Here is a 20,715-nt window from a genome sequence, read left to right as displayed (position 1 = left end):
ATCGTTTACAGAACGCGTCCTTAAAAAACCACGCAGGCGTGGTCCAGAGCCGCGGGTCATTGCCCAGGCCGCTGCCACCCTCCGTGGCACCGGCCTGGACAATGGACTGGCCCGAAGGCCAGCCATTGCCATGAAACCGGCCCCGTCCGAAGACGGGGCCGTTGTTGCATCAGAAGCGGAAGCCGACTTCTGCCTTCACCTGACGCGGCGTACCGATGATGTCGCCGGTCTCGTTGTAGCTGGCCTGCAGCTTGCCGTTGGTCTTGACGTAGTTGTAGGTGGAGAAGTTGTCGAAGTTGAACACGTTGATGATGTCGATGCGCGCGTACAGCTCGGTCTCGCCCGGCATCTTGAACGTCTTCGTCGCCTGCAGATCGACCGAACGGTAGCCGAAGATCTTGCCACCCAGCAGGAACTTGCCATTGGCGTTGGGCACCGCGGCCTGCGGGGTCGGCAGGTTGTAGCCACTGGCCTGCGGCACGCCGTACCAGTCATTGACGGCAGTCGGGGTGGCCAGGGTGACCTTGCCACCGAAGGTGATGCCCCAGAAGCCCGCGTACGAACCGGTGACCACCAGGCGGTGGCGCGGCGCGCCGTTGGAACGGATGGTCGGGTAATCCTCGATCAGGCCGCGGTCGAACGCGTACTTCTCGTTGATGTCGCGGTTGTGGCGCGCGGTGGTCCAGGTGTAGGCCACCGAGGTACCCCAGCCGCTTTCCTGGGTGAACGGCTTCTGCGCCGACAGCAGGACCTGGGTCGCACGGGTCTTGATGCCCTGCTGACCGATGATCAGGCTGCCGAAGCCCGGCACGTTGCAGCTCCAGGCCTGGCTCAGGCCCGGGTCGGTGCCGCCGCACAGGCGCGGGTCATCGAAGAACTGGCCGGTCGGGTAACGGTTGCCCAGGGTGAAGGCGAAGCCGTCGTAGCTCAGGGTGCGGGAGATGGTGGCATCGGTCAGCCACTCACCCACCTGGTTGCTCATGCCGAAGCTGAACTGATCCGAGTACGGCACCTTGAGGTTGTTGTTCAGCAGATCGACTTCCAGACCGGCATTGCTGGTCGAGCCGACCAGGGTCTGCAGGTTGCCGATCCCGTTGAGCAGGTTCGGGTTCCAGTCGTAGCAGGCGGCCTGACCGTTGATGCAGGTGCCGGTCGACGGATTGCGGAAGTAGATCGTCGGCTGCGGCAGGGCCAGCTTGGTGGTTTCCAGCTGCAGGTTGTCGAACAGGTCGCGATCGTACGAACGACCGGCACCACCGTGGAACACGTGCTGCTCGTCGGCGTTGAGGTCATACGAGAAGCCCAGGCGCGGCTGCCAGGCATCCTTGAACGCCTTGCGGTTCTTGCCGGTGCTGATGTAATCGCCGATGTTCAGGCCACCCAGCGCCAGCGAATCGGCGTAGGTCTGGCCAGCGGCCGCACGCGGATCCTGCGAGTAGATCGCGTCGACCACCTGCTGCGGGGTGACGAAGTCCAGGTACGACGGGGTCTTCTCGTAGTCCCAGCGCAGGCCGAGGTTGAGCTGCAGGTGATCGTTGACCTGCCAGTCGTCCTGGATGAACAAGCCGATCTGCTTGGACTTCGAACGCACTTCGCCCGACACGCCCGACACGCCGGTCACCGGCTTGACGAACTGCGCCTTGTAGGGGATGGAATCCGGGAAGTCCGGATCGCCCAGGGTGTAGGTGAAGGTCGGGTTGATCTGCGCCGCGTCAGATGCGTACAGGTCGATCTGCTTGTACTTGGCGCCCATCTTGATGGTGTGATCGCCGGCCCACTGGATGCCATCCAGGGTCAGGTTGTCTTCGATCGACCAGCCCTTCTGGCCCTTCACCTGCGAATCCAGCGCCGATGCGCCACCGATCTTCACCACGGTGCGGTCTTCGGTGCCGTCCGGTGCGGTGTAGGTGATGCCGTTGGCCAGGGTCAGCGGGGTCGGGTTGTTGAACGAATCTTCATGGGTGACCATCAGTTCGTTGTAGTAACGCTCGCCGCTGTGGTTCCAGCGCAGGGCGTAACGACGGTCGGTGTTGACCACTTCACGGCCGGCTTCCGGCGCGGTCTGGCCGCTGAACTGCGACTGGGTTTCATCGCGATCCTGGAAGGTCAGCTCGATGCGATCGTTGTCGGTCGGCTCGAAGTCGACCTTGGCGAAGATCAGATCCTGCTGGAACGGCTGGCTGGCCGGGCCGAGACCGGCGGCGCCTTCCGGCGGCAGCAGGGCGGCAGCACGGCCGACCGCGCCGTCAGGCGCGATGGTGACCGGCAGGTCGAAGCGCTTGGCTTCATAGGTCACGAAGAAGTGGGCCTTGTCCTGGATGATCGGACCACCCAATGCAAATCCGTATTCCTTCTCGGCCGATGCCTCCTTCGTCTGGCCAGCCTGACGCTCGGCCGGGGTCTTGGCGCGCATGTCTTCGTTGGTGTAACGGTAGAAGGTTTCACCCTTGAACTCGTTGGTGCCGGACTTGGTGGCCGCAGTCACGGCCGCGCTCGACACCTGGCCGTATTCGGCCTTGTAGTTGCCGCTGATGACCTTGTATTCGCCGATCGCCAGCTGCGGGAACGGGTTGCCGGCGCTGCCGGACTGGCCGGCCACGCCGCCGCCCTTGACGTAGCTCTTCTGGCCCACGCCGTCGATGTAGACGTTGGTGCCGTCGGAGTTGGTGGCACCGCCACGCAGGGAGGTGTTGCCCTTGGCATCACGGGTGAAGATCAGGCCCGGCACCGCGTCGGCGAATTCCAGGAAGTTGCGCGACACCTGCGGGGTGGTCTGGATCTGCTGCAGGCTGACGGTCTTGCCCACTTCGGAGGTACGCACTTCCTGCAGCAGGGTCGGTGCAATGACGTTGACCGTGTCCAGGTTGGTGGCGTTGGCGGTGCTGCCGTTGGCCGGCGCGCCGCTGAAGTTCAGGGTCGCGGTCGAGGCCACGGTGACGGTCACCTTCTGCGTCTGGCCATTGGCCACGACGTTGTAGGTGCCCGGGTCCAGGCCCATCAGCGAGTAGCTGCCATCGGCACGGGTGGTGGCGCGGCGCACGGTGCCGCTGGCCACGTTGGTGGCGGTGACTTCGGTGCCGGCGGCAGCCTCGGCGACCTGGCCGCGCAGCGACGAGGTGGCCGACTGCGCCATCACGCTCGGGGCGGCGCCCAGCATCAGGCAGGTGACCAGCGCGCTGGACAACAGACTGCGGGCGGGCGCGCGGTTGCGGTGATTGGAATACGTCATGTAACTCTCCGGGTGGTGGTGGCCGTCTTTGCGGCCCCTGTCGTTTTATGTGGTGCGTTGTTTTAGGGCGTCACGACCAACGGTCGTGACCTACTGCTAGGTTCTGGCTTTGCTCGAATCACGCACGATCAGGGTCGGCACGAGCGTCTGCTTGTCGCCGGCCCCTTCTGTGTTGTTGCCATCCATCAACTGCAACAGGCGCGTCGCGGCCTTATCGCCGAGGTCGGCGATACTCACCTGCATCGTTGTCAACGATGGGTGAACGAAACGTGCCAGCGGAATGTCATCGAAACCCGCCAAGGCGACATCGGTCGGCACACGGACACCTGCCTGCGCGAACGCATACAGACACCCCAGCGCCATCATGTCGTTGGCGGCGAACACCGCATCGGGCAGCGTGCCGGCTGCCAGCAACTCCTGTCCGGCGCGATGGCCGGAAGCTTCGTCAAAGTCACCGGGCAACTCGATCCCTTCGGCAGCATCGCCGAAGGCCGCCAGCGCATCGCGGAAACCGCGCAGGCGCTCACGGGCGTCGTAGTTGAGATCCGGACCGGAAATGAAGGCGATGCGCCGATGCCCGACGTCCAGCAGGTGACGGGTCATGGCCATCGCGCCGGCATGGTCATCGATGCTCAGCACCGGATGATCCTGCTCGGGCAGGTACGTGTTGATCAGCACCGTGGGCAACGACTGCGGCAGGTTGTCGGTCAGGAAGCCCGGGCTCTCGGCATACGGCGAAAGCACCAGCAACCCATCGACACGGCCGCGCATGGCCCGCAGGGCCGCGCCCTGCTGCTCCTGGTCACCGTGGTAACTGGACACGAGCAGATGCTGGCGACGCTCGCGGGCCACCCCGTCGATGCCACGCATCAGTTCGGAAAAGAATTCGCCATAGAGATCGGGCAACACCACGCCAATGGTGTTGGTCCGCCGGCTGCTCAGGCTCCGGGCCGCTGCATGCGGGGTGTAGCGCAGTCGCGCTGCCACCTCCAGCACCAGCTTGCGCACGGGCTCGGCAACATTTTCATGGCCATTGAGTGCGCGCGAGACCGTGGCAACAGAGACACGGGCCTCACGGGCGACATCTTTGATAGTGATCGCTGCCTTGTTCACTTCGCCGCCCTCCACGGCTTAGAGATCTGGGCTTGGCGCGGAATGTAAGCGTTTTCAAACCCGGATGTAAACACTACGTTAGCCTCATGTCGTACGGCGGTAACCAAAAGCTGTCCATGGCGGCCCCTTTCGGGACTGGCCAGGACAAGGCGGGACAAGGGTTTCAGCGGTTTTTGACCGGTGTCTCGGCTCGGATGGACAACGCATGGATATCGGTCTCCATCATCGTCCCCAGGGCCGCATAGACGGCCCGGTGGCGCGCCAGCGGGAGCTTTCCTTCGAAGGCGGCGCTGACCACGTGCACCTTGAAGTGCCCCCGGCCGTCACGCGCGCCCTCATGGCCGGCGTGGCGGTGGCTGTCGTCCTTGACCTCCAGCAGCTCCGGATCCAGTGCCTGCTGCAGCGCCTCGCGGATGCGCTCGACCCGGTTCACGGCAGGACCTTGCGGAACGGACGCACCTGGACGCGAACATAGACGCCCGCCTCTACATAAGGATCGGCGGCGGCCCAGTCCTGGGCGTGGGTCAGCGAATCGAACGCGGCGATCACCACGCTGCCACTGAAGCCGGCCGGGCCGGGATCTTCGCTGTCGATGGCCGGGCACGGGCCGGCCAGCAGCAGCCGCCCCTCGTCCTGCAGGGCCTGCAGCCGGGCCAGGTGAGCCGGGCGCGACGCCAGACGGGCCGCCAGCACATCCGTGCCGTCATAGCCTTCAATCACATACCACACGGGCAACTCCGAGGTCTTGTTGAATCAATCCCGGACATTCTAGCGGGCTGGCTGGACACTGGCGCGGCAACCCCGTAGTCTTATGTCCATTGCACGTGGCTGGATGCAGCGCCCCGTCGGCAACCGGCTCCACCGCCAGCCGACGACCGATCCACTGCCCCACACCAGCACACGTAGACGACCTCCCCGTAGTTCTGTAGCTGCCCATCGCGGCGCGCCTTGCTGTTTGAAGTGTGGAATCGCGCCGACCCAGGCGTGTCATGGCTTGCCATCCTGCCGCCCGGGACCGTTCCGGACGCTGGCATGGTGCGGCGACCGGTCCGTTGCAATACTGACGTCTATTTGATGACTGCCGAACTCGCGCCCGACGCGAACCCGCCAATCCGAGTGCCCGCCCCACAGCAGCAGGAAATGCCGCTGGCCCTGGTGCATGGACAGCCGGTCCTGCAGATTCCGCAGGACCTGTACATCCCGCCGGACGCGCTGGAAGTCATCCTGGATGCGTTCGAGGGTCCGCTGGACCTGCTGCTGTACCTGATCCGCCGGCAGAACCTGGACATCCTGGATATCCCGGTCGCCGAGATCACCCGCCAGTACGTCGAATACATCAACGTCATGCAGGAGCTGCGCTTCGAACTGGCGGCCGAGTACCTGGTGATGGCGGCGATCCTGGCCGAAGTGAAGTCGCGGATGCTGTTGCCGCGGCCGCCCAGCATCGAGGGCGAGGAAGCCGATCCGCGCGCCGAGCTGGTGCGCCGGCTGCAGGAGTACGAACGTTTCAAGCAGGCCGCCGAGGACATCGACAGCCTGCCCCGCCAGGACCGCGACACCACCGTGGTCCACGCCTTCGTCCCCGACCGCGCGGCCGTCAAGCTGCCGCCGCCGGTGGATCTGAAGGAAATGCTGATGGCGCTGCACGACGTGCTCAAGCGCGCCGAGCTGTTCACCGGCCACGCGATCAAACGCGAGGCACTGAGCGTGCGCCAGCGGATGGGCGACGTGCTGGGTCGTCTGGAAGACGGCAGGTTCTACCGGTTTGAAACGCTGTTCACCGCCGAAGAAGGCAAGCTGGGGGTGCTGGTCACCTTCCTCGCCCTGCTGGAACTGGCCAAGGAACAGCTGCTGGACATCGTCCAGGAAGCTCCGCTGGCGCCGATCTATGTCAAGTCCCTGGCCGCCGGCAACACCAACGAACCGCTGCAGTTCAACAGCGAGTTCGACGACAACGACGCCGCCAACGCATCCGACTGAGCACCCGACCCACGTATGGATCAACCGCTGATCAACCGTATTGTCGAAGGCGCCCTGCTGGCGGCCAGTGAGCCGTTGACGCTGGCGCAGCTGCAGGGCCTGTTCCCGGAAGAGGAGCCGGCACCGCCGGGCAGCATCGAACGCGCGCTGGAACTGCTGCGCGAGGGCTGTCAGGACCGTGGCGTGGAACTGGTCGAGGTGGCCTCCGGCTTCCGCTTCCAGGTCACCAGCGAAGTGCATGGTTACATCACCCGGCTGTGGACGGAGCGCAAGACCCGCTACACCCGTGCCACGCTGGAAACGCTGGCATTGATCGCCTACCGCCAGCCGATCACCCGCGGCGAGATCGAACAGGTCCGCGGCGTGGCGGTCAGCAGCAACATCATCCAGGCCCTGGAAGAGCGCGAATGGATCCGCGTGATCGGCCACCGCGACGTGCCCGGCAAGCCGGCGCTGTTCGGGACCACCAAGGGCTTCCTGGATTATTTCGGTCTCAAGCGGCTGGACGAACTGCCGCCGCTGTCCGAGCTGCGCGACCTGGGTGAGCTTGAACCGCAGCTGCCGCTGGACAGCGAAGGCCAGCCGGCTGGTCGCCTGCCCGCCGGCGCGGCGACCCCGGAGGCCGAACGGGATACGGACGCGGCCAATGACGACGCCACTCCGGCGCCGTCAGGTCCGTCAGACCCGGCAGACCCGCCAGGCCCGGTGGACCCTGTTGCCGCCCGGCTGGCCGCCCGCGTGGCGCTGGCCTCGGCGAGACTGGCGGAGCAACCGGCAGAACCGGACAATAGCGAGGCGGCCGATGCTTCGGACGCCTCCGACACCCCATCCCATGCGCCGTTGCCGCTTGCCGACGACGACGCGGATACGACCGCCAGCGATGGCGAACCCGATACCGCGCCGGGAGAGCGCGCGGCGCCCCAGAACGAAACCGAAAACAACGCCGTCGCGAAGACGACCGTGGCTGTTGACGAAGCCGATCCCGAACCAGAGGCCGACGCATCCGTTGCCGGCCGGAGCCAAGTAAATGAGTGACACCCCCCGCAAGCCATCGTTGAACAAGCTTTCGCTCAAGCGCGAAACCGCCTCCGAACAGCCCAAGCTCGAAGAGCGCCTGCACAAAGTGCTGGCGCAGGCCGGCCTGGGTTCGCGCCGCGCGCTGGAACAGCGCATCGCCGATGGCCTGGTCAAGGTCAACGGTGAAGTCGCGCAGACCGGCCAGTCGATCAAGAGCGGCGACAAAGTCGAACTGGACGGCCGTGGCTTCGTCGCCACCGCGCTGACCGAAACCTCCCGCGTGCTGGCCTACAACAAGCCGGAAGGCGAAGTGACCACGCGCGAAGATCCCGAAGGTCGCCCGACCGTGTTCGAAGCGCTGCCTGCCCTCAAGGGCGCGCGCTGGATCGCGATCGGCCGCCTGGACATCAACACCACCGGCCTGCTGCTGGCGACCACCGATGGTGAGCTGGCCAACGCGATGATGCACCCCTCCTACGAGGTCGAGCGCGAGTACGTGGTGCGCGTGCGCGCCCCGGAAGGCGAAGAGAAGGTGCCCGACAACATCGTTGACCGCCTCGCGCGTGGCGTGGCGCTGGAAGACGGCCCGGCCAAGTTCGACGAGATCGAACGCATCGGCGGCACCGATTCGCACGACTGGTTCCGCGTGGTGGTCAAGGAAGGCCGCAACCGCGAAGTGCGCCGCCTGTGGGAATCCCAGGGCTGCCAGGTCAGCCGACTGAAGCGCACCCGCTACGGCAAGGTCAGCCTGCCGCGCGAACTGCTGCGTGGCCAGTCGGTCGAACTGCCGGCCAAGCAGGTTGAAGCGCTGCGCGCCGAACTGAAGCTGGAAGAAGGTGCCCCGTCGGCACTGACCCTGCAGCCGGTGATCGGCCAGCGTCGTGCCGCCAAGACCACCGTGCGCGTGTCGCGCGACGGCGGCCGTGGCAACGCCTACGTCAACGGCCACAACTCGGCCGATGAAGGCCGCGAACTGCGTCGTTTCGACAATGTGCGCGAAGAGCGTGGCCGTGGCCGCGGTGGCAAGGGCGGCGGCTTCAAGGGTGGCCTGACGGTCAGCGGTGAAGCGGCGGCCAAGCAGTCGCAGCGCCCGTTCAAGGCGCGCCCGGACAAGGGCAACCGCGCGCTTCCGGAAGGCAACCCGGCCGCGTTCCGCAGCTGGTACGTGCCGGACGGTGTCAGCACCGGCCCGAGCGGCCACCGCAATGCCGGCCCGGGCGCAGCCCGCGGCCCGGGCGCGCGTGGTCCGGGCGCTGGCGCAGGCGCCGGTGGCCAGGGCCGTCCGTACGGCAAGCCGAAGGGTCCGGGTGGCGCAGGCGGCCCGGGGCGCGGCAGCTACGGCGGCGGTGCTGAAGGGCGTGGCGGTTACGCCGGCGGTGGCGGTGGTTACGGCGGCGAGAACCGCGGTGGCGAAAGCCGTGGCGGCTACGGCGGCCAGGGCCGTCCGGCCGGCGCCGGTGCCGGTGGCAACCGCGGTGGCCAGAGCGGCCAGGGTCCGTCGCGTCATCCGTACGGCCATCCGGGCAATGCCCCGAGCTTCCCGTCCGACCACGCCAATCCGGGCAGCAGCCCGTACGGCAGCGCGCGTCCGGCGGGTAACCGCGGTCCGGGTGGTCCGGGTGGCAATCGTGGTCCGGGTGGTCCCGGTGCGCGTGGCCCGGGCGCCAATGCGCGCGGCCCCGGCGGCCACGGTGGCAACCGCGGTCCCGGTGGCCCGGGCGGCAACCGTGGCCCGGGTGGCCCCGGCGGTCGTGGTCCCGGCGGTCCGGGCGGTCGCCCGGGTGGCAACCGCGGCCCGGGTGGCGGCGGTCACCGTGGTGGCGGCCCGCGCGGCGGCTGATCAGTGAGATAAAAAAACCCCGGCTTCGGCCGGGGTTTTTTGTTGGGGGCTGAGCGGTGCAGCCACGCAAGGCGTGGCCCTACCCCCTCAACGGCGTTCGATGGTGAACCGCCCCACGCCCACACCCAGATCCCAGCCCTTGCCGGTTCCGGCCAGGGCCAGCGATACATCGCCCTTGGTCATCACCTGCGCATTGCTGGATTTGTCGGCGCCGGCGTGCGCTTCAACGGCCGCGTAGGAACCGATCAGGTCGTTGACCGAGTAGGCGCCGGAGAACTTGCCCTTGCCGTCGACGATCTTCGACTTGCCCACGGTGAGCCCGCCGCCCTTGGCGGTGATCTTGACCGGGATGCGGGTGCCGTTGTCGCACTGGATGGTGCCGGTACCCGAGGCGGTCTTGTACAGCACCGACCAGCCGGCGAGGTTGTAGTGCAGCTCGCAGTCAATGTTGCCGGCGGCCTGCGCGGCCGGGACGGCCGAGATGCCGGCCAGTGCGATCAATGCCAGGGAGAACTTCTTCATGCGGGTCCGCTCGTACTGAAGGGGTAACAAGCCAAATCTAGCAGCGCGCGCGTGTGGCGCGGATGATGCGCATCGCGCGCATCCGGCATCCGTTCAGCACGAGCGGCCCGGGTAGTAGTGCCGGCCGCTGGCCGGCTCCAGGCAATCCTGCAACGCCCATGAGGGCCGGCCGCTGGCCGGCTCCAGGCAATCCTGCAACGCCCATGAGCGCCGGCCGCTGGCCGGCGATGCGCACCGCCAGCAACGTGCAGAGCCGGCCAGCGGCCGGCACTACCGTTTCAGCTGCGTTCCTGCAGGCTGAAACTGTCGGCATCGAGCATCGCCGGGAAGCGCGCGCGGTGGGCGGCGAGTGCCGCGGCCGAGATCGTGGTGGTGACCACCTGCTCGGTTTCGCGCACTTCCACCTGCGGCTGGCCGAGGAAATCGATCACCGCACTGTCGCCGGCGTAATGCAGATCGTTGCCGTCCACACCGATCCGGTTCACCGCCGCCACAAAGCAGAGGTTCTCGATCGCACGCGCACGCAGCAGCGTCTTCCACGCATAGGCGCGGGCCGATGGCCAGTTCGCCACGAAAATCTGCAGATCGAAATCCAGCTGATCGGCGCGCTCGACGTTGTAGCGGTTGCGGCAGAACACCGGGAAACGCAGGTCGTAGCAGACCTGCGGATTGATCCGCCAGCCTTTCCACTCCACGCACAGGCGCTCGCGGCCGGCGGCGTAGCGCTCGTGCTCGCCGCCGTAACGGAACAGGTGGCGCTTGTCGTAGTACTGCAGCTCGCCCTCCGGCGTGGCCCACAGCAGGCGGTTGTAGACGCCCTCGCCCACCCGCAGCTGCACGCTGCCGGTGACCGCCGCGCCCAGCCGCACGGCCTGCTCGCGGATCCAGGCGACGGTGGGGCCGTCCATGCCCTCTGCCTTGTCGATGGCATCGTTGGAGAAGCCGCTGGTGAAGGTCTCCGGCAGGATCACCAGATCGGTCTGCCCGGCCAGCGGCGCCAACAGCGCACCGTAATGCGCGCGGTTACCCGCCGGGTCGTGCCAGCGGGTGTCGCCCTGGATCAGGGAAATGCGCAGATCCTGCAGCTCGGTCACGGCACCCATCACAGTGCCCGCAGGCGGTCGATCGCCGCGTCCATCGTGGCGTCGTTCTTGGCAAAGCACAGGCGGACCAGACGCTGGCCGGCCGGGGCGGTCTCATAGAACGGCGACAGCGGGATCGCCGCCACGCCCTTCTCGATCGTCAGCCATTTCACGAATTCGTGGTCCGGCAGATCGCTGACGGCCGCGTAATCCACCAGCTGGAAGTAGCCACCCGGCACCGGCAGCGGTGTCAGGCGCGTGGTCAGCAGCTGCTCGCGGAAGCGGTCACGCTTGGCCTGGTAGAACGCACCGAGTTCCAGATGGTGCTCGGGCTCATCGCGGATCATCGCGGCGAAGCCGTACTGGGCCGGGCCGAAGCTGGTGAAGGTGTTGTACTGATGCACCTTGCGGAACTCGGCGGTCATCGCCGGCGGCGCAATGGCATAACCGATCTTCCAGCCGGTGCAGTGGTAGGTCTTGCCGAAGCTGGAAATCACGAACGCGCGCTCGCGCAGTTCCGGATGGCGCAGCGAAGATTCGTGGCGACGACCGTCGTAGATGATGTGCTCGTACACCTCATCGGAGATCAGGTAGATGTCGGTGCCGCGCAACACATCGGCCAGCGCCTGCATGTCCTCGGCGGTCAGCATCGCGCCGGACGGGTTGTGCGGGGTGTTGACCATCAGCAGGCGGGTGCGCGGGGTGATCGCGGCACGCACGCGGTCCCAGTCGACCGCGAAGGTCTGCGGGTCCAGCGGCACGTGCACGGCACGCGCGCCGGCCAGGTCGATCGCCGGCTCGTAGCAGTCGTAGGCCGGGTCGAGCACGATCACCTCCTCGCCGGGGCGGACCACGGCGTGGATGGCGTTGAAGATCGCCTCGGTGGCGCCGCTGGTGACGGTGATCTCGGTATCCGGGTCCACCTGGGCGCCGTACAGATCCAGCGACTTCTGCGCGATGGCGTGGCGCAGCGGCGCCACGCCGGTCATTGGCGGGTATTGATTCAGACCGCCCTGCATCGCGGCGACGGTTTCATCGATCAGCCGCTGCGGTGCGGAGAAATCCGGGAACCCCTGGCCCAGGTTGACCGCGCCGTGTTCGGCGGCGAGCTGGGACATCACGGTGAAGATGGTGGTGCCCACCTTGGGCAGCTTGGTTTGCGGTTGCATCGGCAGCAGGGAAAGAACCGGGGGAACTCCCAGTGTACGCAAATCATCCTGCCCGTTCCCCCGATACAATGGCGGCCCATTCCGGTGCAAAGATCCCGCCCCTTGAACGCCCCTCCGTTGCTGGCCGCGCATGGCCTTGGCTTCAGTCGCAACGACGAACCCGTCTTCGGCCCGCTGGACCTGCACGTGGATGCCGGCGAAGCCCTGCTGGTGCAGGGCGACAATGGCGCCGGCAAGACCACCCTGCTGCGGGTGCTGGCCGGCCTGCTGCGCGCCGGCAGCGGCCAGGTCGAGATCGATGGCAAGCGTGCCGGGCACAAGGAGCGCGCGAACTATGTGGCCTACCTGAGCCACCTGCCCGCACTGAAGCCGGACCTGGACACGCTGGAGAACCTGCATTTCCTGTGCGGACTGCACGGCCGCCGCGCCCGCCAGATGCCCGGCAACGCGCTGGCCATCGTCGGCCTGGCCGGCTATGAGGACACCTTGGTGCGACAGCTGTCGGCCGGGCAGAAGCGACGCCTGGCGCTGGCCCGCATCTGGCTCTCGCCCGCGCCGCTGTGGCTGCTTGACGAGCCGTACGCCAATCTCGATCTGGACGGCATCAACCTGGTGAACCGCATGATTTCCGCGCACCTGCGCAGCGGCGGTGCCGCCCTGGTCACCACCCACGGCGCGTACGCCGCGCCACCGGTGCGCACGCGCCTGCTGACCCTCGGAGCGGCGCCATGATCGCGCCGGGTACCGAACCGGGTCTATGGCAGACCGCGCGGGCGCTGGTCGCCCGCGACATGCGCCTGCTCTGGCGCCGCCGCGGCGATGCGCTGCAGCCCTTGCTGTTCGCGTTGCTGGTGGTGGTGCTGTTCGCATTGGCACTGGGCCGTGATCCCGAGGCGATGGCACGCGTGGCCGCAGCCGTGATGTGGCTGGCGGTGCTGCTGGCCGGCCAGCTGGCCCTGGATTCGCTGTTCCGCAGCGACGCCGAAGATGGCTCGCTGGAGCAATGGCTGCTGGCCCCCGTCCCGCTGGCCTGGCTGGTGCTGGTGCGGGTACTGGTGCACTGGGTCACCACCGCCCTGCCGCTGATCGTGATGTCGCCGTTGCTGGCGGAAATGCTGCATCTGCCGCATGACCAGCTGCCGATGTTGCTGGCATCGTTGCTGCTGGGAACGCCGCTGCTGAGCTTGATCGGCGGGGTGGTCGCCGCGCTGACGGTCGGCATCCGGCGCTCTGGTATTCTCGTGGCGCTGCTGGCCCTGCCGTTGTATGTGCCGGTGCTGGTGTTCGGTGCGGGCAGTGTGGCGGCGGTCGCCCGCGGCCAGGACCCGATCGGTGCGCTGCTGATGCTGGGCGCCGGGCTGGTGGTGGCGCTGGTGCTGGCCCCGCTGGCGACGGCCGCGGCGATCCGCATCTCGCTGAGTTGAGCGGTATGGCGTACTGTCGGTGGCGTGAACTGCGTTGTGAGCGTCACCTGCCTCCGCGTCAACCGTTGCCGAGCCACTCCACGTCCGTTCCATCGTCGCCCTTCGTTGGATAGCCACTGCCGCATGCACCCGATCGTCCGCTGGTTCCACCAACTCGGTTCGCCGCCCACCTTCGACCGCTTTGCCGCGCGCTGGTCGCGGGTGTTCTACCTGGCGGCGGTGCCGGTGCTGCTGGTCGGCATCTGGCAGGCGCTGGCGGTGGTGCCGGCCGACTCCAAGCAGCTGGACAGCTTCCGCATTCTCTATATCCACGTGCCGAGCGCGTGGATGAGCCTGTTCGTGTTCGCGCTGATGGCGCTGTACGCCGCGATCGCGCTGATCTGGCGGATCAAGACCTGCGAAATCCTGGCGATGGCCTGTGCCCCGCTCGGCGCCGGCTTCACCCTGATCACCCTGCTCACCGGCAGCATCTGGGGCAAGCCGACCTGGGGCACCTGGTGGGACTGGGACCCGCGCATGACCACCGAGCTGATCCTGCTGTTCCTGTACCTGGGCGTGATCGGCCTGTACCACGCCATCGAGGACCGTCGCAGCGCCGCGCGCGCAGCGGGCCTGCTGTCCATCGTCGGGGTGAGCCTGCTGCCGGTGATCCGCTATTCCGTGGAATGGTGGGGCAGCCTGCACCAGGGCCAGACCATCCGCCTGTTCGGCGAGTCGACGCTGGATGCCAGCATGGCGCTGCCACTGTGGCTGATGGTGATCGGCACCAAGCTGTGGTTCGCCGGCTCGCTGCTGGCCAAGGCCCGCGCCGACAACCTGCTGCGCGAAGCCGGCAAGGCCTGGGTCGCCGCCGGCCCCCGTGCCCCACGGGAGGACAGCCGCCCATGACCCACCTGCCCTATGTGATTGCCGCCTATGCCGTGTTCGTGCTGGTGCTGGGCAGCGATGCCATCGGCTCCTGGCTGCGCCTGCGCTGGGCGCGCCGCCTGGCCGCGCGCCGCCAGCAGCGCCAGCAGGCCCGCGCTGCCGCCGGCAGCGCACCGCCGCTGGCACCGGAGCTGACCCGATGAATCCGGTCCGGCGTCGCCGCCTGCTCTGGGTGATGCTGCTCGTGCTGGCCTCCGGCCTGGCGACCGCGCTGGTCGCGATGGCCCTGCAGCGCAATATCGCCTACCTCTACACCCCCTCCGAAGTGCTGCGTGGCGATGCCGGCGATCACGCCCGGTTCCGTCTGGGCGGCATGGTGGTCAAAGGCTCGCTGCAGCGCGCACCCGGTTCGCTGGATGCGCACTTCGTGGTCACCGATGGTGACGCGACATTGCCGGTGATCACCTCGCGGATCCTGCCGGACCTATTCGCCGAGGGCACCGCCGTGGTCGCCACCGGACGCCTGCAGGACGGCCGTTTCGTTGCCGAAGAAGTGCTGGCCAAGCACGACGAGACCTACATGCCCAAGGAAGTGGCCGACAAGATGGGTCAGGCACATATCAAACACGATGTGCCCGTGCCGGCGCCGGAGACGTACTGAGTGCTGCCGGAACTGGGGCAGATCCTGCTGGTCACCGCACTGTTGATGGCCGTGCTGCAGACCGTGCTGCCGCTGTGGGGCGCCCATCGCGGCCGCGCCACGTGGATGGCGGTGGCGCGACCGGCGGCGTACGCGCAGCTGGCGCTCCTGCTTGGGGCATTCGGCGTGCTGACAGCGGCGTTCGTCACCCAGGATTTCTCGGTGCGCTATGTGGCGGAGAACTCCAACTCGCTGCTACCGCTGGCCTACCGCTATTCGGCGGTGTGGGGCGCGCATGAAGGCTCCCTGCTGCTGTGGGCGCTGGTGCTGGCGCTGTGGTGCGGCGCCGTGGCGCTGTGGTCCAAACGCCTGCCGGCCGAGGTGTCCGCCCGCGTGCTGGGCGTGCTCGGCATCATCAGCATCGGCTTCCTCGCCTTCCTGATCTTCACCTCCAACCCGTTCGCGCGGCTGCTCCCGGCGCCGCTGGAAGGGCGCGACCTCAATCCGCTGCTGCAGGATCCCGGGCTGATCATCCACCCGCCGATGCTGTACATCGGGTACGTGGGCTTTGCGGTGCCGTTCGCATTCGCGATCGCCGCCCTGCTGGAAGGCCGCGTGGATGCGCGCTGGCTGCGCTGGACGCGACCGTGGACCAACGTGGCCTGGGGCTTCCTGACCATCGGCATCGCACTGGGCAGCTGGTGGGCGTATTACGAACTGGGCTGGGGCGGCTGGTGGTTCTGGGATCCGGTCGAAAACGCCAGCTTCATGCCGTGGCTGGCCGGTGCGGCGCTGATCCACTCGCAGGCGGTCACTGAAAAGCGCGGCAGCTTCGCCAGCTGGACGCTGCTGCTGGCCATCGCCGCATTCGCGCTGTCACTGCTCGGCACCTTCCTGGTGCGCTCGGGCGTGCTGACCAGCGTGCATTCGTTCGCGGCCGATCCTTCGCGCGGCACCTTCATCCTGATTTTCCTGGCCCTGGTGATCGGCGGCGCGCTGCTGCTGTACGCGCTGCGGGCCGGCGCGCTGACCAGCGAGGATCCGCGCCGCGGCTTCCTGCCGACCTCGCGCGAGACCCTGCTGCTGGCCAACAACCTGCTGCTCGCCGCCGCCTGCGGCATGGTTCTGCTGGGCACGCTGTACCCGCTGCTGGCCGATGCCTTGGGCCTGGGCAAGGTCTCGGTCGGGCCGCCCTACTTCGGCACGCTGTTCGTGGTGCTGATGGCACCGCTGGTAGCACTGCTGCCGTTCGGGCCGCTGGTCAACTGGCAGCGCGACCAGGCCTCGCGGCGGTTGGCGATGCTGGCACCGTGGGCCGGGCTGGCCCTGCTGCTGGGCGTGATCGCGTACTTCATGGCGCCGCAGGGCGCGTTGAAGACCGCCGCCGGCGTGACCGGTGCGGCCTGGGTCGCGTTCGGTACCGGGCGTTTCGTCTGGACCCGCCTGCGCGGCAATGGCAGGTTCACTGCCGAGATGGTCGGCATGCTGCTGGCCCATGGTGGGGTGGCCGTGTTCCTGGCCGGCGCGCTGCTGGTCGAAGCCTTGAACGTGCAGCGCGAAGTCGCGCTCGCCCCCGGGCAGTCGCTGGTGGTGGGCACCTATGAAGTGCGCTTCGAAGGCGTGGACCATCAACAGGGCCCGAATTACGTCGCCGATCGCGGGCACCTGCGCGTGCTTCAGCACGACCGCGAACTGGCCCTGCTGCATCCGGAAAAACGCCTGTACGCCAGTGGCGGACAGGTGATGACCGAGGCCGGCATCCACGCCCGCCTCAACGGCGATGTTTACGTGGCACTCGGCGAGTCGCTGGGCAACAATGCATGGGCCGTGCGCGTGCACATCAAACCGTTCGTCCGCTGGATCTGGCTGGGCGCGCTGCTGATGGCACTGGGTGGCTTCGTCACCGCCGCCGATCGTCGTTTCCGTCGTCCCTAGGAGTTTCCCGTGTCCGATCCCCGCCCCGCCTCCCGTCCGCTGCCGCCCGTGGCCATCGTCATCGGGGTGCTGTTCTTCTTCGGGCTGTTGGGGCTGATGATCTACGGGGTGATGAAATCCGGTGCGCCGGACCGCGATGTCCTGCCCTCGGCACTGATCGGCAAGCCCGCACCGGCCTTCGAACTGCCGGTGCTGCACGATCCGCACATCAAGGTCAGCAGCACCGAACTGCGCGGCGCCCCCTACGTGCTCAACGTCTGGGGCAGCTGGTGCGCGGCCTGCCGCGACGAACATCCGATCCTGACCAGATTCGCCGAAACCAAGCGCGTGCGCGTGATCGGCTACAACTGGAAGGACGAGCCGGCCGATGCCCTGCGTTGGCTGGAACAACTTGGCAATCCGTTCGTGCTGGTGCTGAGCGACATCGAAGGCCGCACCGCGATCGACTGGGGCGTCACCGCCGCGCCGGAGACCTTCCTGGTTGACGCCAGTGGCGTGGTGCGCTGGAAGTACAGTGGCGCGCTCAGCCAGCGCGTCATCGATACCCAGCTGATTCCGGAACTGGAAAAGGTGGAGCGTGCGAATGCCCAGCCGCAGCTGCCGGCCTCGCCGTAACCGGATGCTCCGCCAGGTCGGCGTGGCGCTGATCGCGCTGACGCTGTCCATGGCCTCGCCGGTGATGGCGCAGGCCGTCTCCGACCCGACCCCGTTGCAGTATCGCGATGCCGCCGAGGAAGCCCGCTTCCACGCGCTGGCCGCCGAGCTGCGCTGCGTGCAATGCCAGAACCAGTCGCTGGCCGATTCCAATGCGCAGATCGCACATGACCTGCGCCGCGAGGTGCTGGTGCTGATGCAGCAGGGCAACAGCGACGCACAGATCAAGCAGTTCCTGGTCGACCGTTATGGCGAGTTCGTGCTGTACCGGCCACCGATGGAGGCACGCAATGCGCTGCTCTGGTTCGGCCCACCGGTGGCGCTGCTGCTCGGCGCGGGCGTGCTGATCTGGGTGGTGCGTCGGCGCAGCCGCGGGATCGAACCGATGGACAAGAGCGAGGAGCGCTGGTGAGCCTTTGGATGGCCCTGAGTGCCGCGGTGGTCGCGGCGGCCGTTGCGGCATGCGTACTGTGGCCGCTGCGTGCGGGCGGCCAACACCGTCCCTTCGCGATCGCGATGCTGGCCCTTGGGTTGGCCGGTGGCGCGTTGTACCTGCTGGTCGGCACGCCGGATGCCGCCGAGCGGACGGCGGCCAGTAACGAACCCGCCACACTGGAAGATGGCGTGCAGGCGCTGGAAGAGGCGCTGGCGAAAGACCCGCAACGCGCCGATGGCTGGGCCCTGCTCGGCCGCTCGCAACTGGCGCTGGGCAAGCTCGCCGAGGCCACGGCCGCGTTCGACCGCGCGGTGCAACTCGCCCCGGACGACCCCGGCGTGCTGGTCGAAGCGGCACAGGCGCGCGCCCAGGCCGCACCCGGCAAACAGTTCGACGACCAGGCCCTGCAATGGCTGCGCCACGCCAACGCACTCGCGCCGGAGAGCGAACGCGCCGGCTGGCTGATCGGCATTGCCCTGCGCCAGCGCGGGCAGGACGCCGAGGCGGTAGCCGCCTGGGAAGCACTGCTGCCCCGCCTGGAGCCGGGTGCGGCGCGCGCGTTGCGCGAGCAGATCGCCATCGCCCGCGGCGCTGCCGGTCTGCCGCCGCTGGTGGAAACGCCTGCCCCTGCGGCGGCTGGCGACCACGCCCTCGCCGTGCAGGTGCGCTTCGCGCCCGGAACCGCAATGGATCCGGCCTGGGCCAACGCCACGGTCTTCGTGATCGCACGCGCGCCGGACGGCCCGCCGATGCCGGTCGCGGTGCAGAAGCATCCGGCCAGCCGGCTGCCGCTGCTGGTGACGCTCGGCGATGGCGACAGCCCGATGCCAACCAGCACGCTGTCCCAGCTGCAGGAGGTCGAGGTAGTGGCACGGCTGTCGCGCTCGGGCCAGGCCAACCGCCAGCCGGACGATGTGGAAACCGCGCCGGTACGGGTGCGCCTGCCCCACGCCGGGCCGGTGTCCCTGGTGTTTGATCGCCCCTGACCGATGCGCGGCCGCGACGCAGCGTGCCGCTCACCACTACGGCGCCATCGCGGCGCCCGGCTAAACTGCGTGCATGACTGAATTCATTCCCCCCGGCACCCGTTATCACGCCCTGCCCTCGCCGTTCGCGTTCAAGCGCGGCGGTGAACTGCACGATGCGCACGTTGCCTACGAAACCTGGGGCACGCTCGCTGCCGATGCCGGCAATGCGGTATTGATCGTCACCGGGCTCTCGCCCGATGCGCATGCCGCGGCCAACGCCAACAACCCGGCCGCCGGCTGGTGGGAGGCGATGGTCGGCCCGGGCAAGCCGATCGATACGGATCGCTGGTTCGTGATCTGCGTGAACTCGCTGGGCAGCTGCAAGGGCTCGACCGGTCCGGCCAGCATCGACCCGGCCACCGGGGAGCTGTACGGCCTACGCTTCCCCGAACTGTCGATCGAAGATGGCGCACGCGCAGCGGTCGAGGTGGTGCGCGCATTGGGCGTGACCGAGCTGGCCTGCGTGATCGGCAACTCGATGGGCGGGATGACCGCGCTGGCGCTGCTGTTGCTGCACCCGGGCATCGCGCGCAGCCATATCAATATTTCCGGCAGTGCCCAGGCGTTGCCGTTCTCGATCGCGATCCGCTCGCTGCAACGCGAGGCGATCCGGCTTGATCCGCAGTGGAATGGCGGTCGCTACACCGACCAGGCCTATCCGGAATCGGGCATGCGCATGGCCCGCAAGCTCGGCGTGATCACCTATCGCTCCGCGTTGGAATGGGATGGCCGCTTTGGCCGCGTGCGCCTGGATTCGGATCAGGCCGATGACGATCCGTTCGGTCTGGAGTTCCAGGTCGAAAGCTATCTGGAAGGCCATGCCCGCCGCTTCGTGCGCTTCTTCGATCCCAACTGCTATCTGTACCTGAGCCGCTCGATGGACTGGTTCGACCTGGCCGAATATGCCGACGGCGACGTGATGGCCGGGCTGGCCCGCATCCAGGTGGGCAAGGCACTGGCGATCGGCGCCAACACCGACATCCTGTTCCCGGTGCAGCAGCAACAGCAGATCGCCGACGGTCTGCGCGCCGGCGGTGCCGATGCGCAGTTCATCGGGCTGGATTCACCGCAGGGGCACGATGCGTTCCTGGTGGATTTCGCACGGTTCGGGCCGGCGGTCAGCGGCTTCCTGTCCTCGCTCTGAGTTTACCCATGCGCCTTCAAGGAAAGATCAGCGAGTGGAACGACGCGCGCGGCTTCGGCTTCGTACAGCCTAATGGCGGTGGCGAGCGATGCTTCGTGCATATCCGCGCCTTCGCTGCACGTGATCGCCGCCCGGTGCTGGGCGATGTGATCACCTATGACGTGCAGGCGGATGCACAGGGACGCCGCAATGCGGTGGCGGTGCGGTTCGCGCTGGCTCGGGATGGTGGTCGTCCTGCTGCACGCACTGCGGTGCGTGGTGCGGGGCCGGATCGACTGCCGCGCACCGCCATCGCACTGGTGTTCCTCGCAGGCCTCATTGCCGTGGCGATGTGGCAGCACTGGCCGACGTGGGTACCGGGTGCGTACCTGGGCCTGAGCGTGGTGACCTTTGCCTGGTACTGGTATGACAAATCCGCCGCCCAGAATGATCGCCAGCGCACACCGGAAAGCACGCTGCAGGGCCTGGCCCTGCTCGGCGGTTGGCCGGGTGCGTTGATGGCACAGGCCATGCTGCGGCACAAGAACCGTAAAGCCGCCTTCCAGCAGGTGTTCTGGGCGGCCGTAGTGATCAACATCGTGGCGCTGGGAGGGTTGATCCGCGACGGCAGGTTCTTCGGGTAGATCCACGCCATG

21 protein-coding genes are annotated in these 20,715 nt (G+C 67.6%); 14 read left to right on the top strand and 7 right to left on the bottom strand.

What is annotated here, in order from left to right:
* Nucleotides 1–169: 169 nt before the first annotated feature.
* From ABE483_RS11425 to ABE483_RS11410, 4 genes are all read right to left on the bottom strand, one after another.
* Complete coding sequence (locus ABE483_RS11425) at nucleotides 170–3,229, bottom strand: TonB-dependent receptor (RefSeq protein WP_346464530.1); 3,060 nt, start codon at nucleotides 3,227–3,229, stop codon at nucleotides 170–172.
* A 96-nt stretch (nucleotides 3,230–3,325) separates the two neighbouring features.
* The gene (locus ABE483_RS11420; protein ID WP_313218863.1) at nucleotides 3,326–4,357 is read right to left on the bottom strand and encodes a LacI family DNA-binding transcriptional regulator; all 1,032 of its coding nucleotides are present in this window, start codon (nucleotides 4,355–4,357) and stop codon (nucleotides 3,326–3,328) included.
* Between the two features lie 148 nt (nucleotides 4,358–4,505).
* Nucleotides 4,506–4,775 (bottom strand): BolA family protein, encoded by a 270-nt coding sequence (locus ABE483_RS11415; protein WP_070470362.1) that lies wholly within the window; start codon nucleotides 4,773–4,775, stop codon nucleotides 4,506–4,508.
* A complete protein-coding gene (locus ABE483_RS11410) occupies nucleotides 4,772–5,071 on the bottom strand; it encodes a YciI family protein (RefSeq protein ID WP_019182875.1) in 300 nt (99 codons plus the stop codon). The genes ABE483_RS11415 and ABE483_RS11410 overlap by 4 nt, the downstream gene beginning before the upstream one ends.
* A gap of 219 nt (nucleotides 5,072–5,290) precedes the next feature.
* On the opposite strand from ABE483_RS11410, the gene ABE483_RS11405 reads away from it, so the two are divergent.
* The 3 genes from ABE483_RS11405 to ABE483_RS11395 are packed head-to-tail and all read left to right on the top strand — an operon-like array spanning nucleotide 5,291 to nucleotide 9,179.
* Nucleotides 5,291–6,322, top strand: a complete 1,032-nt coding sequence (locus ABE483_RS11405; protein ID WP_346481729.1) for a ScpA family protein — start codon at nucleotides 5,291–5,293, stop codon at nucleotides 6,320–6,322.
* Nucleotides 6,323–6,337: 15 nt separating this feature from the next.
* The gene (scpB, locus tag ABE483_RS11400; RefSeq protein WP_346481728.1) at nucleotides 6,338–7,357 is read left to right on the top strand and encodes an SMC-Scp complex subunit ScpB; all 1,020 of its coding nucleotides are present in this window, start codon (nucleotides 6,338–6,340) and stop codon (nucleotides 7,355–7,357) included.
* Nucleotides 7,350–9,179, top strand: a complete 1,830-nt coding sequence (locus ABE483_RS11395; RefSeq protein WP_346481727.1) for a pseudouridine synthase — start codon at nucleotides 7,350–7,352, stop codon at nucleotides 9,177–9,179. The genes scpB and ABE483_RS11395 overlap by 8 nt, the downstream gene beginning before the upstream one ends.
* A gap of 87 nt (nucleotides 9,180–9,266) precedes the next feature.
* Here ABE483_RS11395 and ABE483_RS11390 read toward each other — a convergent pair whose 3' ends face one another.
* From ABE483_RS11390 to ABE483_RS11380, 3 genes are all read right to left on the bottom strand, one after another.
* Nucleotides 9,267–9,701, bottom strand: coding sequence for a hypothetical protein (locus ABE483_RS11390; protein ID WP_123730749.1), 435 nt, complete (start codon nucleotides 9,699–9,701; stop codon nucleotides 9,267–9,269).
* A gap of 278 nt (nucleotides 9,702–9,979) precedes the next feature.
* Nucleotides 9,980–10,786, bottom strand: coding sequence for an amidohydrolase (locus ABE483_RS11385; protein WP_346464560.1), 807 nt, complete (start codon nucleotides 10,784–10,786; stop codon nucleotides 9,980–9,982).
* A gap of 17 nt (nucleotides 10,787–10,803) precedes the next feature.
* Nucleotides 10,804–11,952, bottom strand: coding sequence for a pyridoxal phosphate-dependent aminotransferase (locus ABE483_RS11380; protein ID WP_346481726.1), 1,149 nt, complete (start codon nucleotides 11,950–11,952; stop codon nucleotides 10,804–10,806).
* A gap of 102 nt (nucleotides 11,953–12,054) precedes the next feature.
* Here ABE483_RS11380 and ccmA point away from each other — a divergent pair, with 102 nt between their 5' ends.
* From ccmA to ABE483_RS11325, 11 genes are all read left to right on the top strand, one after another.
* Nucleotides 12,055–12,684, top strand: coding sequence for a heme ABC exporter ATP-binding protein CcmA (gene ccmA, locus ABE483_RS11375; protein ID WP_313210380.1), 630 nt, complete (start codon nucleotides 12,055–12,057; stop codon nucleotides 12,682–12,684).
* Complete coding sequence (ccmB, locus tag ABE483_RS11370) at nucleotides 12,681–13,376, top strand: heme exporter protein CcmB (RefSeq protein WP_313210382.1); 696 nt, start codon at nucleotides 12,681–12,683, stop codon at nucleotides 13,374–13,376. Before ccmA ends, ccmB begins: the two co-directional genes overlap by 4 nt.
* A 123-nt stretch (nucleotides 13,377–13,499) precedes the next feature.
* Nucleotides 13,500–14,264 (top strand): heme ABC transporter permease CcmC, encoded by a 765-nt coding sequence (ccmC, locus tag ABE483_RS11365; RefSeq protein WP_346465968.1) that lies wholly within the window; start codon nucleotides 13,500–13,502, stop codon nucleotides 14,262–14,264.
* Nucleotides 14,261–14,446: a heme exporter protein CcmD gene (gene ccmD / locus ABE483_RS11360; protein WP_313212254.1), complete on the top strand. Its 186-nt coding sequence runs from the start codon at nucleotides 14,261–14,263 to the stop codon at nucleotides 14,444–14,446. Before ccmC ends, ccmD begins: the two co-directional genes overlap by 4 nt.
* Nucleotides 14,443–14,904 carry a cytochrome c maturation protein CcmE gene (gene ccmE / locus ABE483_RS11355; RefSeq protein WP_121038127.1) on the top strand — a complete coding sequence of 154 codons (462 nt, stop codon included), beginning with the start codon at nucleotides 14,443–14,445 and terminating at the stop codon, nucleotides 14,902–14,904. The genes ccmD and ccmE overlap by 4 nt, the downstream gene beginning before the upstream one ends.
* On the top strand, nucleotides 14,905–16,818 hold the full coding sequence (locus ABE483_RS11350; protein ID WP_313212256.1) for a heme lyase CcmF/NrfE family subunit: 1,914 nt from the start codon (nucleotides 14,905–14,907) through the stop codon (nucleotides 16,816–16,818).
* 9 nt (nucleotides 16,819–16,827) lie between these two features.
* Nucleotides 16,828–17,433: a DsbE family thiol:disulfide interchange protein gene (locus ABE483_RS11345; RefSeq protein WP_313212257.1), complete on the top strand. Its 606-nt coding sequence runs from the start codon at nucleotides 16,828–16,830 to the stop codon at nucleotides 17,431–17,433.
* Between the two features lie 49 nt (nucleotides 17,434–17,482).
* Nucleotides 17,483–17,884, top strand: a complete 402-nt coding sequence (locus ABE483_RS11340; protein ID WP_313212282.1) for a cytochrome c-type biogenesis protein — start codon at nucleotides 17,483–17,485, stop codon at nucleotides 17,882–17,884.
* Nucleotides 17,878–18,894, top strand: a complete 1,017-nt coding sequence (locus ABE483_RS11335) for a tetratricopeptide repeat protein (RefSeq protein ID WP_346464561.1) — start codon at nucleotides 17,878–17,880, stop codon at nucleotides 18,892–18,894. Before ABE483_RS11340 ends, ABE483_RS11335 begins: the two co-directional genes overlap by 7 nt.
* A gap of 73 nt (nucleotides 18,895–18,967) precedes the next feature.
* The gene (locus tag ABE483_RS11330; RefSeq protein ID WP_346464551.1) at nucleotides 18,968–20,080 is read left to right on the top strand and encodes a homoserine O-acetyltransferase; all 1,113 of its coding nucleotides are present in this window, start codon (nucleotides 18,968–18,970) and stop codon (nucleotides 20,078–20,080) included.
* An 8-nt stretch (nucleotides 20,081–20,088) separates the two neighbouring features.
* A complete protein-coding gene (locus ABE483_RS11325) occupies nucleotides 20,089–20,703 on the top strand; it encodes a cold shock and DUF1294 domain-containing protein (RefSeq protein WP_313212259.1) in 615 nt (204 codons plus the stop codon).
* The last annotated feature ends 12 nt before the right edge of the window (nucleotides 20,704–20,715 follow it).

Source organism: Stenotrophomonas sp. TWI602 (genome assembly GCF_039674045.1).
GTDB lineage: Bacteria > Pseudomonadota > Gammaproteobacteria > Xanthomonadales > Xanthomonadaceae > Stenotrophomonas.
This window is presented reverse-complemented; position numbering and strand designations above follow the sequence as displayed.